The sequence below is a fragment of the Cytobacillus horneckiae genome (assembly GCF_002835735.1).
Taxonomy (GTDB): domain Bacteria; phylum Bacillota; class Bacilli; order Bacillales; family Cytobacillaceae; genus Cytobacillus; species Cytobacillus horneckiae.
Map to the genome: position 1 here is coordinate 189,682 of NZ_PISD01000008.1, position 14,838 is coordinate 204,519.

Here is a 14,838-nt window from a genome sequence, read left to right on the forward strand (position 1 = left end):
ACCTTTTCATTTCATCGTTCGTGTTTGCTAGATATGGTGAAGCATCTACAAGATGAGAACAATAGTAACATAAGTGATAATACCTGATAATATTCAGTAGGAATCCATCAAATAATATCGTTATACAAGTTTACTTTTCCTATTTAGTGTACAGTTTAAATTCTTGAATATATCGGGATGTTTTTCTCTTGTTATTATATAAGTAACTAATCTGGTAAGTTTATCTTTTATATTAATGAACCGATCTGCAGACTAAAGTTCTTATGTCTTGAAAAATAGGATTACATAAGTTGAATCCTTAGACTATAAAAGTTAAAAGTTCGGACATAAGAAAGCTGATTCCAGTATGTTTTCTTTAATTAATGCTCAAAATAGTAATGCCCTCCAATAAATCCAAATCGGACAGATGTTTGTACTAAGCTTATTCATTTCAGTTATTTCCTATTTGATATAGAGATGTTCTTCTGTTAGAATAATCTTCTGTTAGCATTGTTGAATGCGAGTGGGGTAATGACTTTTTATGCGGTTAACCTTCCCAAGTTAACTGCTTATTTTCATTATTAATAACAACATCGAAGGAGAAACATACATGGTAAGCATTTTTATAGGTATTTTAGGGATATTATTGGTCCTAGGCCTTGGTTTCTTGCTGTCTAATGACAAAAAGAACATTAATTTCAGGGCAATCATCGTTATGATTGTTCTGCAAATACTAATTACTCTATTCATGTTTAAAACGACGATAGGGTTAAAGGTTGTTGAAGCTGTTTCAAATCTAGTAGCAACAATATTGAATTTTGGATATGACGGAATTGACTTTGTGCTAGGTGGACTCATTCCGGAGGGTACATCCGTATTCTTTATGAATGTACTGATGTTGATTATTTTTACATCAACTTTACTATCTATCCTAACGCATATCAAAGTATTACCGTTTGCGATTAAATACATAGGAGGGACGCTCGCGAAAATTACTGGATTGTCAAAGGTTGTTACGTTCAATTCAATAAACTCTATTTTTTTCGGTCAGAGTGAATCAATCTTAGCGATTAAAGCCCACCTTGATAAAATGAATGATAACAAGTTATTCATTATTTCAACATCTGCAATGGCAAGCGTTTCAGCTGGCATTATGGGATCCTATATGACCATGATCCCTTCAAATTATGTTTTAGTGGCAATGATTTTAAATGCACTGTCTTCATTAATTGTAGCTACCATCATTGCGCCAATTAAACCTGAAGAAGATGAAGAGATAAATATCAAAGAAATATCGTCAACGAAGTCAGTCTTTGAAGCAATCTCTAATGGGGCACTTGATGGCGGAAAAGTTGCATTAATTGTTGCTGCTATGCTAGTTGCATATATTGCGCTTATGTCCCTGCTTAATGCAGTATTTGACGGAGTTTTCGGCATGGATTTAACAACAATGTTAGGCTATGTTTTTGCACCGGTTGCTTGGATCATGGGTATTCCAGCAAGTGAAATTGTGACTGCCGGTTCAATCATGGGTACAAAATTAGCTACAAATGAATTTGTTGCCATGCTTCAGCTGCAACCGATGATTCCAGATTTAACAGAGAAAACAGTTGCAATCGTTTCTACCTTCTTAGTCTCATTTGCCAACTTTAGTTCTATTGGAATTATTAGTGGATCCATTCAAGCGGTTAATGGTGAAAAAGCTAGGGTTGTTGCCAATTTTGGTCTGAAAATGCTGTTAGCTTCCACGTTAGCTTCCGTATTGTCGGCAACGATGGTAGGCTTATTTAGCTAAGAATAACAAGTCAGGTGTACTTTAAATAAACTTGATAATCATGCTTCAATTGAACATTATCAAAGCATTATCCTTTAAAGGATATGCTTTGGATAATGTTCTTTTCTTTTTTATCAGCTTTGTACTAAAGTTATTCTATCATGCCGTTTGTTGCTTTAAATTGCAAATATGGAAACAGTTCATAAAGCTCGATCATCCACTTCATGAAAAATAGTGAAGTCTGCCATTCTATCAAAAGCAAACAAGCTGAATTCCTTGTAAACTTATAGGAGTAATGTTATATTTGAGCCAAAAAATAAGGAGTGATTCATAATGACAAACATTTCACCAATTGTTTCTACACAATGGTTAGCTGATCATTTAGATGATGCAAATTTAAGAATACTAGATGCAACGACTTTTCTAAAACTTCCATCTGGTGACGGCCTTTATTCGATAACGAATGGACGTGACGCTTATGAACAAGAACATATTCCAGGTGCGGTTCATGCAGATGTCGTTAATGAATTAGCTGACCCAAATGATAAGAAGGCATTTACGATTCCTTCCCGTGAACGATTTGTTGATCATATTGAAAAGCTAGGTGTTGGTGACGGAAATCATGTTGTTATCTATGATCGCATTGCTGAAGTTGGATCAGCAAATTCGGCATCAGATTGGGCATCAAGAGTATGGTGGCAACTCCGTTTTGAAGGATTTGAACATGTATCTATCCTTGATGGAGGGTTTAGAAAATGGAAAGCGGAAGGTCGAGACGTGAATTCGGGTATTGAAGAATATCCACGAGGTACTTTTACTGGAGAACGTCGACGAGAGCTTTTGGCTACGAAAAGCGATGTTGAAAATGCAATTGAAGACCGTAATACGATTTTAATGAATTGCTTATCACCTGATGTATTTAGCGGCAAGGTTAACACTTACGGACGTCCTGGACATATTCCAGGCAGTAAAAATGTTTATTTTGCTGACTTATCAGATCATGATTCGCTGCTAATAAAGAAAGAAGAAGAACTACGCGCCATTTTCGAACCTACGGATGTATTTAATAGACGTAAGAAAGTAATTACTTACTGTGGCGGAGGAATCGCGGCAACATGGAATGCATTTATCCTTTATACATTAGGCCGTAAAGATGTAGCCATTTATGATGGATCAATGACAGAGTGGGTACAGGATGAAAGCGCACCGCTTGTTATAAGTGAAGGATAATATAAATAAGGTATATAAGATTAATCCATAATAACGAAAAAATGAGTATCCGTAGTGAAGTTTCTATCAACTTCTCTGCGGATTTTTCATGTATTTCACTCTTCTGGCTACAAAACGGCAGTCCAAAAGAGATTTAATAAAAACATAAGGAGGCATCCATTTTTCGAAGGAAGTATGCAGCTTAAAGGGAAGCTGTATGCAAAAGTAGTTAGATTGATAAAATGAAATTTTCTTTCAAATAAAATTAAAGAGAGTGATACCTGATGGTTAAAATAGCATTTCGTTTAACCTAACCTTATTTTAATTTGGGCTGTGGATAAGTTTCGGTTCAATATAGAGCAACATATATTACTTTAGGCAGCTATTTAAAAAGTGAAAAAGGAGTTTTTTCATGTATGATCATTCTATGTATTTCCCATATATAAACTATAATCAACCATATGAACGTCAATTTCTCGGTTTACCTGGACCATCAAGTTCACAAGCTCCAACAGCTCCTCCACCAGCATTTATTCCACAACAAGCAACGGCCTCACCATTTGCTGTTGATCCAGGAGCGATTTCGCTATGCTTATTTCGAAATACCTATATATGGCTGACTAATGGTCAAAGCTTCTGGTTCTTTCCAATTTTCGTAGGGCCAAGGTCTGTTGCTGGATTTAGGTGGACTGGTAGATTTTGGACCGTTTTTGGTATTGATACAAGACAAATTGTCTCATTTACATGTTTTTAATGAAAATTACTGCCATTTAAAATGAATGATTATTGTGCCTTATTAGTTAGATGCTCGGCACATATTTAGTTGAAGATCCGTATTTTTAGATCAATCCCCTTAATATAAATTAATCTTAATTAAGGGGTCCAGAATTAGATTAGGAAATATGTAAGGTTGTCGCTACCTTTGCAAGTGCTGCCTAAAAATATAAAAATTATTTAAAGTAGAGGGGTCAATATGGCAAACTTCCAACCATTTAATGGTACCATTACTATGATTAGCGATTTTATGACAGGACTAAATGAAGAATCAATAGGGTGCAATAAATTGATGTCGGTAGATAATGGATATGGAGCTATAGTAAATTTTGTGGTGACACCAGATACTTACTTTATTGACCAGGTAATGGTAGCAATTGGGGATAAGGTAACTGGATTTTATGATGCAGATGCACCAGCTCCGCTCATTTTTCCGCCGCAATTTCGAGCAATCGTTATGACAAAAAATATCCCGTATCAAAATGTAAAGGTAGACTATTTTAACAGTCAGTTAGAAAGTAGTGATGGCAAGCTAAGATTAAATATTGCTCCATCTACTTCAATTGTATTGAAAAATGGGCAAGCCTTTACAGCAAATCCTACAAATAGAAATTTAATAGTTGTCTATGGTCCTACGACAATGAGTATTCCAGCACAAACGACTCCCTATAAAATAATTGTAATGTGTTAAATTGAACGGGTAATGACCGGTAAATTATTTAAATAAAGGCAGGTCGTTTCTTTTTTTTTGATTTTTTCTATAGGTGAATTTAAGCAATATCAATTATCACTTTCATATCGATTAGCTTATTCTTTAAGAAAGATAAGAATAATTGAGCTGCTTTTTACTGCACATCGTGAGGAGTTACACTTAGGCGGTGATATCGCTGTGTCTCTAAAAGAAGAAATCATTGAAGGAAGATAAACGCTCTGCGGGTTGAAGAGAGATTTGAAGTAGCGGACAAGCAGGAAAGTAACGGGTATGGCTGCATTGATTTGTAAACTGCATTTATATCAGAAAGAATGGTGAGGATTTTTATTTAGTTTTGGATTAATTCAAGGTTAACCATGATGTATGGTTCCTGTAGCATTTAAATAAATCGTCTGTTTAATTGTGTGCCAGCTCATGCTATAATGAGTAGCTAAGGATAATTATGATAATGAACGGATGCCAAGAAAAGCCTCCGCTTAGCAATCAAATCTGGAGGTATAAGAATGAATAAACGATGGACGATTGGAAAAATTAAAGAATTTGTTGAGAACAACTCGGAAAGCAAATTGCTAACGACTGAATATCATGGTTTTTCTCAAAAATTATTATTTAAATGTGATTGTGGTACAAATTTTGAAAAAACATTTAAGAAATTTAAAAATAATCACCAACGTAAATGTGATGTTTGCCAACCGCCAAAAGCGTCACGCTAACTGGATAGCTAATAAACGAAGCGCCGATTTCTATTAAAGAGAAGTTGGCGCTATTTTTATTCCGTCATTTCCATATTTTTTAGCTTGGACGTTAAATGACCTAATTTACTGATGTAAATGAGGGTTTTAAAGTAACGTAACCTTTTCTATAGGTGCGATGGGCAGATAAAGCAGTCCTACAGGGGTACATCCGTAGTTATAACAAAAAGATGCGAGACCATTCCTGAAATGATCAATCATGTCGTTAAAGCGTGGCGCGGACAGTATCGCTTGATCGAATTCATCCTAACTTAAGGCAAAAAATAAAGAAACCTTCAAAAACAATATCTGAAGGTATCTTCTCTTGAAAGGAGCATGCTAAAAATTTCTCATGCCAAAGTTAGTATGGTCTTTCCCCAATTAAATATTCCTTTTGAAATCATTTCAACGTTCTTTGTTGTCGTTTTTTTATACTCATCCATTACCAAAGCTAGTATAAAAAAACTTTCATTACAAAAGCTAAGGAAGTGTTATTAACTTAATTAGGAAGGAGTAAGGAAAAATGAAGAAAAACTTATTAAAATTATTAGTAACGCTATTTGCCTTCATGCTAATCACAGGTTGTGCGGCAAACAATGATCAAAATCCGCCTCCAGAAAATGAACAGAATGGTGAACAAGGCGGGAATAATGGAGATGAAAATATACCTGGGGTAGACGAAGATGATAACATGTTAAAAGACGATGAAAATGATAATGATCCTGACCCAGAAGATGTAATAGAAGATCCACAAGATATGAATGATGAAGACAACCGAGATAATTAACAGGACTTTGGTGTTGTCAGCAGACAACATGAAAAATTGTAAGTATGATTGAACAAATATCGTTTAGCTTTTACAGTAAGAGGATATGATCTATTCTCTGCTGTAAAAGCTAAAGAAAAAGGAACATCAAGCCCTACAGAATTTATTAAACAAATTCCCGATGAAAAAGGGGTATATATAATGAAAAAACAAGAAAAACAGAATCAAAGCGTTAATAAAGAGAGACAAGAGGAACTGCAAACAATTAATGATATAACTAACATGGAAAACGGGCAGCCAGTACCTACTCCAAAAGATTATGATGAAATAGAATATTAATAAAAACAAAAAAATTATCGCAGATTAACGGGCAGTAGAAGACCCTCAACCAAAGATTAGAGGAATCAAGCTTAGATGGGGGATATCTAACAGAAAAAGCCCGATTATCAGAACTCGGACTAAATGTGTCATATCCCGTAGCAACGTCTGAGTGACCCGTATCCTGCGGACCAAACTAACCATCAGTGAAGAAAGAAGGAAAACCCCACTGCTGGAAGTTTCAGTTTATGAGCCTGGTTTCACACTATTGTGAGGAACAGGCTTTTTAAGTTTTTATAAAAATACTTTATCATATGATAGACTTTGGTTTATCTCAACTTAAATGGACATTTTAAGGCAACTTTTTAGGAATTTATCATAAGGCTGCACAAGGTTGGACCAATTTATCACAGATGAACGGAGTAGGACTCACACTTCAAAGATTAGATTAGAGAAACCGAAGAAGCTTAGGGTGGGTTCAACTGCCCGTGAAGGCCCGATTATCAGAACAACTCAGATTAAATGCGCCACGTCCTGGCATCCTGCGGGTTAACCATCAGTGGAGAGAAGAGATGGAGAAAAACCTCTACTGCTGGAAATTTTACTTTTACAAGCAGTCTGCTATTCGAAAACTTGTCAAAAGTTTAGTAGGTTGCACCATGATACTAGTCCAATCAAAACATTCTCCATTAAATAAAATATATTAAACCATGTGATAATTTTAGGAGGATGAAAATTGAATAATCATCAACGTTTTTTTGCACAGTTAAGCGGCTCTGAAGAGGTTCCACCTGTATGTACAAATGCATTCGGCCTTGCTAAATTTAAAGTTAGCAGCAATGAAAGAAGAATGGGTTTTCGATTAACAGTAAATAAACTGAACAATTTTACTCAAGGACATATTCATTTAGGTAGAAGAGGAGAAAATGGTCCTGTTGTCGCCTTTCTCTTCGGTCCTGTTGACCCTGATATAAGTGTTAACAAAGGAGTTGTAGAAGGAATCATAACTGCAAATGATCTTGTTGGGCCTTTAGAGGGTGAACCTCTATCGAAGTTAATAGACCTTATGAGAGATGGAAAAACATATGTCAATGCCCATACGGCTCAGTATCCAGATGGAGAAATTCGCGGCCAAATCAAATCTCTGAGGCATGATAGATGTTGTGAATATTAAAAGCAATAAATCGGGAGGGAAAAAGCGCCTTGGCTCTTTCTCTCCCTTTGTCATCAGCCTTATCTAGTTCCTTCTTCCGTGTAATAGGAAGGGAACGAACTCATTGTTTTCTCAATGATTGAAATGATTCTGTTCTGAAATATGATTTAAAGCATCCCCGGCTTCGTTTACATAAATGTCCATTTTCACAAGATCACCAATCGCACAAATGCCGACAATTTCACCATTTTCTACAACAGGAATCCGGCGAACTTGATTATCGGCCATCAAACGAGCACATTCGTGAACATCAGTTGTCGGATCACATGTAATTACATCTGTAGTCATACAATCATGGCAATGAGTATCATGGGTATCCTTCCCATCAGCCACACAATTTATTATAATATCACGATCTGTTATCATCCCGACAACTTTTTTTCCTTCACAAACGGGGATAGAACCACAGTCGATATCACGCATCATTTTTGCTGCAGTTTCTACTGAATCATGCGGTGCACATACATTTACATCTTTAGTCATAATTTCACTTACATTAGTCATATGAATCATTCTCCTTTTAATAATAAAATTTTAAACTTCTGATATTATTCCAAGTTATTAGTGAATTATTCCGGAAAGGTCTGCTTTGAGTGGTTATTAGAAAAGTCAGAGGTATAAAAACTGAAGTATACCTAACTTTTTCCCCTTTTGCTGCAATAATGGAATCGTGCAGTGAAAGGCTTATCTGCATGGAGAAAGGTTAAGCTGAACGGTTCTTAGCTCACCTAGTTGGGCACATGTACTTTGGCTACCAATTAATAAAAGTCAACCAGGAATATTTTCTGGCTGACCCAAATCGTTTAGTTAACTAATCAATAAATGAAAATTTTCCTTTATTGTCAGCCTCTACTTATTTCATTTTCATTACTTTTTCACCGTTTTCATCCTCTTCGTTAATGAAAATAAACCCTAATTTCTTATATAATTTAATCGCACGTTTATTATTTTCATATACACTTAAATAAATATTATTAGTAGGAAACTTGTTTTTTAAAAACTCGATTAGCTTTTGCATAAAATACTGCCCTAATCCAGTTCCTTGGAAGCGCTTATCAATTAAAAAACGATCTAGCCAAACTTGGTCTTCAAATTTACCATACATTGAGAATCCAACTGCTTTGTCATTTTTATATAAACCTAAAGGAACATAACGATTATCCTCCTTAGCCTCTGCTAAACATTGTGAGATAGGCTCAATAAAACGATGTTGTTCCTTCGTAATGTTTAATGATAAGATTTCTTTTTCATTCGAGCTTGTGATATCCCGAATTTCCCTAGACATGATGTCAAAACCCTTCTATAAAATATTGTTTACCATTTCATTTTATGGTATATAGTAACTATATAGTCAAGGGAGTGTTTAACAAATTGAATGAAACGAATGTGAAATTTTTTACAACAGGTGAATTTGCAAAACTATGCAAAGTAAACAAACAAACGCTCTTATATTACGATCAAATCGGGCTTTTATCACCAGTATTAAAAAGTGATAAAGGCTACCGCTATTATTCAATTCGTCAATTAGAGCTATTCAATATGATTGATTTGTTAAAGGATCTCGGCATGTCGCTAAAAGAAATTCAACAATATATGCAAAATAAGTCACCTGAGGCTTTCTTATCTTTAATGTACACTCAAAAAGAAGAAATAGTGAAAAGACGGCTCAAGCTGGAAATGAATGAAAACATTATAGACGCAAAAATTAAATTAATGGAGGAAGCGTCTTATATCGATTTTCATCAAATTACACTTGAACATTTTCCTGTAGCTGCACTCTATCTTAGTAAAAATATTGAGAATATAGCTGATGATGAATTTGTAGAGGTTGTATCCGATTTTATTGATGAATTGTATGTTTCACAACTTGATACCGGATATCCAATAGGTGGAATGACTAAACGAGAGCAAGTAATAAACGGTGAATATACTAATTATAGTTATTTATATATGGAGCAGCCTAATCCAAAGAAAGGATATCAGTATTTTCAAACGGTTAAAGGAACTTTCCTTGTTGGCTATCATATTGGGGAGGAGCAAACAATACAAAATACATATAACAAACTTTTTTCAAAGATGAAACAATTAAATTTCACATTAGGAGAGTATGTTTTTGAAGAATACATCTATGATATGGTTGTAAAAAATCGTGAGGAACATTATGTAACTAAAATAAAGATTCATGTAATTTAAAGAAGAGAGGAGGGGGATTGCTCACATTAACTTTCGTCTCTTACTTATTAATTTTATAATAGAAAACAAATCGTATAATAGATTTATTGCTCCTAGCCTATTCAAGCTTCCAACAATTTTCAATGAAAACACACCTCCAAGTCATTCTACGGTACAACAATACATGAATACTTAAGGTGTTTTTATTTATCGCAGATTAACGGGCAGTAAAATCCCCGCATCAAAGCTTAGATGAATCGAAGAAGCATAGGTGGGGATAACTGCCCGTAAAAGCCCGATAGGTTCAACTAACAATCAGTGGGGGCTGAAGGAAAACCCCCACTGATAGAAGTTTCACTTTATCGCAGATTAACGGGCAGTAAAATCCCCGCATCAAAGCTTAGATGAATCGAAGAAGCATAGGTGGGGATAACTGCCCGTAAAAGCCCGATAGGTTCAACTAACAATCAGTGGGGCTGAAGGAAAACCCCCACTGATAGAAGTTTCACTTTATCTCACTGGTTAAAATTAAACCCCTTCAGCATTTTTTAATCGATGTTTTTAGTTAAGTCTTCCATCATTGCCTCGTTCATTGGTCCAACAATCTTTTTTATAATAATTCCATTTGAATCAATAATATAGCTGGTTGGAATAGAAAAGGTTTCATATTGAATACCAATCGTTCCATCCTTGTCTAATGGGATTGTAAATGAAAGATTATTTTCATCAACGAATTTTTTTATCTCTGACATTCCTTTATCTAAGCTGGTTAGGTTTACTGCAACGATTTCAATATCATTCTCCTTGTTATCTTCGTAAAACTGTTGCATATGAGGCATTTCAGCTACACATGGTGGGCACCATGATGCCCAAAAATTCAAAATAACTTTTTTACCTTTATAGTCAGATAATTTAACCGTATCCCCATCTAATGTCGTCAATTCAAAATCTGGAGCAGGCGAACCTTCTTGTACGCTTAATTGCCCATCCTGATTAATATTTTCATTTACAACTACACTCTCTTCAGTTGAAGAGTTTGCCGTTTCTTTCGTTCTTTCGGTTGGTGATAACTTATAAATATTGACAATGACGATGCTAAGAGCTAATAAAACTATTGCAGCAGATATTATACTTTTACTCAAGTAACTGATCCCCCTGTTTCCTACTAATAATAAAAATAATGATTCCTATCCAAATGAATGATAATGTCTCTATGGAGAGGAGCGTCCCAAATAAGCTAATGAATAAAATTTCTAAGAGCATAAGCAATATCAATAATTGGCTGGACACTAGCTTTTTTCTGTTTTTAAGAATAAAAAGTAAAGTAATTAATGGTAAAGAGAGAATGAGTGAACCTAGATAATCTTTTACAATAATATTTAATATAACTTCATAGCTGAAATAGAAAAGCAGAAAAATTCTAGGACTTTCAATGTGAAAAGATGGATATTTATTTGGCGCAATGAATAGTAAGTAGAAAGAAAGGAATATCAATGCAAGCAACTGCCCATTCACTCCGCCATTGAAGTAAATTATAGAGCGCGGTACATTTATAAACATTTCTATATTAAATAGAATGTAACTTAATTTCCATATAACGAAATAAAGAAAAAAGCTATTCCCATACCAATCACTTACTTTTTTATGTCCCAATAACCTGTTTAAAATATTGGCAAGGATAAGAGCAGCAAGAACAGCTATCCAGGTGGCAGGAACAGTTAGATTTCCAACTTGTAAATAATTCATGGCAATCTTCCTTTTGAAAAACTAATTTTTCGCTAATAGATCAATCAACTATTTTGCAAATATTTAATACTTGAAAATAATTAGTAGTGAAGAATATTTAAACGAGCGTTTTACAATGTCTTGCATAGTCTTTAATTCAATTCTTAAAGTTCATCAGGTCCCCCTTACCTTCAACAATCGATTCATAGTGGATTCATTCAAATAAAGTATAGTTGTATCATGTTAAGGAATGATTAAGATTGAAAAAAAACTAACTTTGGCACTTATCCGTTTCCAAAGGGAATTCTATCCAAAAAGAATGATTGTTTCCATCGGTATTCAGACCAATACGGCCTTGATGTGCAGAAATAATTCCTTTAGCTATAGCGAGACCAAGTCCGGCACCTTCAGTCTTGGTACTTCGTGATTGTTCTAATCGATAGAAGCGTTCAAATATAAGCTTTTTCTTATCAGGATGAATATATTGACCCTCATGTAAAAATGTAATTGTGTATGTTTTTTTATTTTTTATCGCGTTAATAGTAAGAGAGTCTCCTAAGTTATAATCAATAATATTTTGAAGAATATTAGTAAAAACTTGAGTAATGCCGTCTTGATTGCCAACAATGTCTGCTTCGTCTATATGAATATTTATTTCTTTAAATTCCTCATTAAGTTTCAGTTGAAAAGATAGGATTGACTCTTCTAACAAATTGTTAATTTTTAATGGATGAAACTGTTTTTCAATAAAATAATGGCCATTGCTCCATGAGTTTAATTCTGTAATGAGCTCGACAATTCTTGTTATTCGACGTGATTCTTCAAGTAATGAGCCAAATAATTCAGGGTTCCCATCAATTACATTATTTTGCAAAGCTTCGAGGTATCCATTGATATTGGTTAGTGGTGTCCGCAGCTCATGCGCAATATCTCGCAGCATTTCATCTCGTCGTTCCTGTACGGATTTTAGCGTGGTAGTCATTGAATTAAAGCTTTCAATTAACTCTTTTATTTCTCCGGTGGTGTTCACCTCTATTTTATTTGGAGTCTTTCCCTCCTTAATTTCCTTCGCTGCATCAGACAAGCCTTTAATCGGTGCGATAATCTTTTTTACAGTAATATAATGAAATAACCCTACGATCACAAAAGAGAATAAGCCGATTTTCCAAAGGAAATTATTTAATGTATCAACGAGTTCCTTGCCGATGACTTGCTCTGAGTTAACCAAAAAGCAGGCATAATCTTTAACAGATATACCTGCTAACAAAATGACAAATACGATGACAATACTATTAAGTGCGACGAGTCTTGATAAAAGGTTGGACAACTTTCTACTGAGCCACAAATTTATACCCCATTCCTCTTACTGTTTGAATATAATTTTTAGGTGATTTATTGTTGATTTTTTCTCGTAAATGCTTAATATGCACATCGATTGTTCTGTTTGAAACCACTTTTTCATCGTTTTCATAAATAAAAGCAAGAATCTGATCTCTTGCTAAAACTTGTCCAGGATGCTGCATGAAAGTTTGAAGAATGATATATTCAAAATGAGTTAAATCAAGCTTCTCACCGTCAATCCAAGCTTGGCGTTCCGTTAGTTTTATCGTAAATCCTGCAATTCTCAATATCCCGCATCTTGCAGCAGCTCTCCTTAAAACAGCTTCAATTCTGAACATTAATTCTTCAGGACTAAAGGGCTTAACTACATAATCGTCGACTCCTAGCTTAAAACCATTGATTTTGTCCTTTTCCGATGCCTTAGCAGTAAGCATGATGATTGGCATATTGCTTTTCATGTCCTCTCTTACCCATCTGCATATTTCTTCACCTGCAATACCTGGAATCATGAGGTCAAGTATTAAAATACATGGATGCAGTGTTTCTATTTTTTTCTTTGCTTCCCATCCATCACTTGCTTCAATTACTTCATAGCCGTCTCTTAGTAAATATATTTTAATTAAATTTCGTACCTTTTGATCGTCTTCGACCACTAGCACAGATTGACTATGCTGATTTTTAACCATCTTGCTACGCCTCTTTCTATAACTGAAATAAACTATATGATGCCAACCAGGCACTTATTTTTTGCATTTGTCCGCTTAATACAAAAAAACCTAGAACAATCATAATCATACCGTTTACAAACGATAATTTTCCTAAATATTTATTTATCCTTTTGATCGTTTTAAGAGAATAAGAAACAATAATCGAAATGACGAGAAATGGAATAGCCATTCCAAGAGAGTATGAGCTTAATAGGTAAATGCCTTGATTTAATGTGTCTGAAGAGCTTGCCAACAGCAGGATAGACGAGAGTGCAAGTCCTACACAAGGTGACCAGCCGGAAGCAAATGCCATTCCGAGTAAAACAGAACTAAACACATTCTTTGTCCCTTGTTTGGTTTCTATTTTTTTTTCCCTCATAAGAAATTTAAATTGGAAAAGACCTGCCATCTGCAAACCGAAAATAATGATAAGAAAACCTGCAATTTGCATAACAATGATACGGTAATCCATTAATATTTTGCCGATAAAGCTTGCCGAGGCACCGAGTGCGATAAAGACTAAACTAAAACCGACGATGAAACCAAATGAACGAATATAAAGCCTTTTACGATTTAAAAGTATTTTTCCCTCCTCAATTTTTCCACCTGTTAAATGTGTGATATAGGCAGGTAGAAGCGGAAACACACATGGAGAGAAAAAAGATAGTATACCTGCTACTAAGGCGAAAAATATACCAATGTCATTCATAATAACATCTCCTTTATTCAAATAGTTTAATTTTTATTTGTTAAATTTTGATTAAGATAAATCGATAACTTTAGAACATATGAACGAATAGAGAAGTGGCATGGGAATGTAGTTAAAGAGTGAGGGGTAAAGAATTTTTGTTACGCTAAGTTGACGAAAGTAATAGGACTTGAATTGGCAGAAGAATGACAGCTTATATTAAAGAACCTTGTGTAATAACCAATTCAATACTTACTAAATATTAGGTGTAGGTAAAATGAATAGGAATTTTATTTAATAGAAAGCAACGGTAAAAAATTTAAGTTTTCTAATAAAAAGGAAGATTCTATTTAAAAATTTATTTATAATAGAAGAGGTGTTTAGTTTCTTTATCAAAAACCTGCAAATTTACTATAAAGAAAATGAATCTTTCATTTTTGTATTTTTTTAAAACTAAATATATATGGAAATAGGTGCACGATAGAAGGAATGAAAAAGCTTTTATCTGCATAATAGGGAAGTTCGGTTAGATACCGACACGGACTCGCCACTGTAATGGGGATCAGTAAAATCATGCTGAAAACTTTCAGAAAAACCACTGGGTTATACCTGGGAAGGTCTGTAAGTGAATGCCTCTAGTCAGGAGACCTGCCTATTTTAACATCACCGTTAGACCTACGGGATTTAGGGAGGTGGTTAGGATGCTCAATGTAAATGATTTTAATTCTA

At 34.6% G+C, this 14,838-nt stretch carries 17 protein-coding genes and 1 riboswitch; of the genes, 10 read left to right on the top strand and 7 right to left on the bottom strand.

Going from position 1 to position 14,838, the window contains the following annotated elements; all coding sequences use genetic code 11:
• Nucleotides 1-589: 589 nt before the first annotated feature.
• The 9 genes from CWS20_RS04085 to CWS20_RS04120 all read left to right on the top strand — a co-directional run bounded on the left by CWS20_RS04085 (nt 590) and on the right by CWS20_RS04120 (nt 7,437).
• Entirely contained in the window at nt 590-1,774 is a 1,185-nt protein-coding gene (locus CWS20_RS04085) for a NupC/NupG family nucleoside CNT transporter (RefSeq protein WP_066199941.1), read from the top strand.
• Nucleotides 1,775-2,086: 312 nt separating this feature from the next.
• The gene (locus CWS20_RS04090) at nt 2,087-2,983 is read left to right on the top strand and encodes a sulfurtransferase (RefSeq protein WP_066199940.1); all 897 of its coding nucleotides are present in this window, start codon (nt 2,087-2,089) and stop codon (nt 2,981-2,983) included.
• Between the two features lie 391 nt (nt 2,984-3,374).
• Nucleotides 3,375-3,716, top strand: a complete 342-nt coding sequence (locus CWS20_RS04095) for a transporter (protein WP_066199938.1) — start codon at nt 3,375-3,377, stop codon at nt 3,714-3,716.
• A 219-nt stretch (nt 3,717-3,935) separates the two neighbouring features.
• Nucleotides 3,936-4,427: a hypothetical protein gene (locus tag CWS20_RS04100; protein ID WP_066199936.1), complete on the top strand. Its 492-nt coding sequence runs from the start codon at nt 3,936-3,938 to the stop codon at nt 4,425-4,427.
• A 57-nt stretch (nt 4,428-4,484) separates the two neighbouring features.
• Nucleotides 4,485-4,661 (top strand): hypothetical protein, encoded by a 177-nt coding sequence (locus CWS20_RS27895; RefSeq protein ID WP_157090551.1) that lies wholly within the window; start codon nt 4,485-4,487, stop codon nt 4,659-4,661.
• A 290-nt stretch (nt 4,662-4,951) separates the two neighbouring features.
• Entirely contained in the window at nt 4,952-5,161 is a 210-nt protein-coding gene (locus tag CWS20_RS04105) for a hypothetical protein (RefSeq protein ID WP_066199933.1), read from the top strand.
• Between the two features lie 541 nt (nt 5,162-5,702).
• The gene (locus CWS20_RS04110; protein ID WP_066199930.1) at nt 5,703-5,966 is read left to right on the top strand and encodes a hypothetical protein; all 264 of its coding nucleotides are present in this window, start codon (nt 5,703-5,705) and stop codon (nt 5,964-5,966) included.
• Between the two features lie 48 nt (nt 5,967-6,014).
• Nucleotides 6,015-6,284, top strand: coding sequence for a hypothetical protein (locus CWS20_RS04115; RefSeq protein ID WP_066199927.1), 270 nt, complete (start codon nt 6,015-6,017; stop codon nt 6,282-6,284).
• A gap of 715 nt (nt 6,285-6,999) precedes the next feature.
• Nucleotides 7,000-7,437, top strand: a complete 438-nt coding sequence (locus tag CWS20_RS04120; protein WP_066199925.1) for a CHRD domain-containing protein — start codon at nt 7,000-7,002, stop codon at nt 7,435-7,437.
• A gap of 111 nt (nt 7,438-7,548) precedes the next feature.
• Here the strand turns inward: CWS20_RS04120 and CWS20_RS04125 are convergent, their stop codons facing one another.
• On the bottom strand, nt 7,549-7,980 hold the full coding sequence (locus tag CWS20_RS04125) for a CBS domain-containing protein (RefSeq protein ID WP_066199922.1): 432 nt from the start codon (nt 7,978-7,980) through the stop codon (nt 7,549-7,551).
• A 349-nt stretch (nt 7,981-8,329) separates the two neighbouring features.
• Nucleotides 8,330-8,761, bottom strand: a complete 432-nt coding sequence (locus tag CWS20_RS04130) for a GNAT family N-acetyltransferase (RefSeq protein ID WP_066199920.1) — start codon at nt 8,759-8,761, stop codon at nt 8,330-8,332.
• A gap of 86 nt (nt 8,762-8,847) precedes the next feature.
• Between CWS20_RS04130 and CWS20_RS04135 the strand changes: the two genes are divergently transcribed.
• Nucleotides 8,848-9,669 carry a MerR family transcriptional regulator gene (locus CWS20_RS04135; RefSeq protein WP_066199915.1) on the top strand — a complete coding sequence of 274 codons (822 nt, stop codon included), beginning with the start codon at nt 8,848-8,850 and terminating at the stop codon, nt 9,667-9,669.
• 527 nt (nt 9,670-10,196) lie between these two features.
• Here CWS20_RS04135 and CWS20_RS04140 read toward each other — a convergent pair.
• The 5 genes from CWS20_RS04140 to CWS20_RS04160 all read right to left on the bottom strand — a co-directional run bounded on the left by CWS20_RS04140 (nt 10,197) and on the right by CWS20_RS04160 (nt 14,130).
• Entirely contained in the window at nt 10,197-10,790 is a 594-nt protein-coding gene (locus CWS20_RS04140; protein ID WP_083957445.1) for a peroxiredoxin family protein, read from the bottom strand.
• Nucleotides 10,783-11,394, bottom strand: a complete 612-nt coding sequence (locus CWS20_RS04145; RefSeq protein ID WP_066199912.1) for a hypothetical protein — start codon at nt 11,392-11,394, stop codon at nt 10,783-10,785. Before CWS20_RS04145 ends, CWS20_RS04140 begins: the two co-directional genes overlap by 8 nt.
• A gap of 250 nt (nt 11,395-11,644) precedes the next feature.
• Nucleotides 11,645-12,718, bottom strand: a complete 1,074-nt coding sequence (locus CWS20_RS04150; RefSeq protein WP_066199910.1) for a sensor histidine kinase — start codon at nt 12,716-12,718, stop codon at nt 11,645-11,647.
• Nucleotides 12,705-13,400, bottom strand: coding sequence for a response regulator transcription factor (locus CWS20_RS04155; RefSeq protein ID WP_066199907.1), 696 nt, complete (start codon nt 13,398-13,400; stop codon nt 12,705-12,707). The genes CWS20_RS04150 and CWS20_RS04155 overlap by 14 nt, the downstream gene beginning before the upstream one ends.
• Nucleotides 13,401-13,416: 16 nt before the next feature.
• A complete protein-coding gene (locus tag CWS20_RS04160; RefSeq protein ID WP_083957444.1) occupies nt 13,417-14,130 on the bottom strand; it encodes a cytochrome c biogenesis CcdA family protein in 714 nt (237 codons plus the stop codon).
• A gap of 433 nt (nt 14,131-14,563) precedes the next feature.
• Nucleotides 14,564-14,779: riboswitch (cobalamin riboswitch) on the top strand.
• Nucleotides 14,780-14,838: the final 59 nt, after the last annotated feature.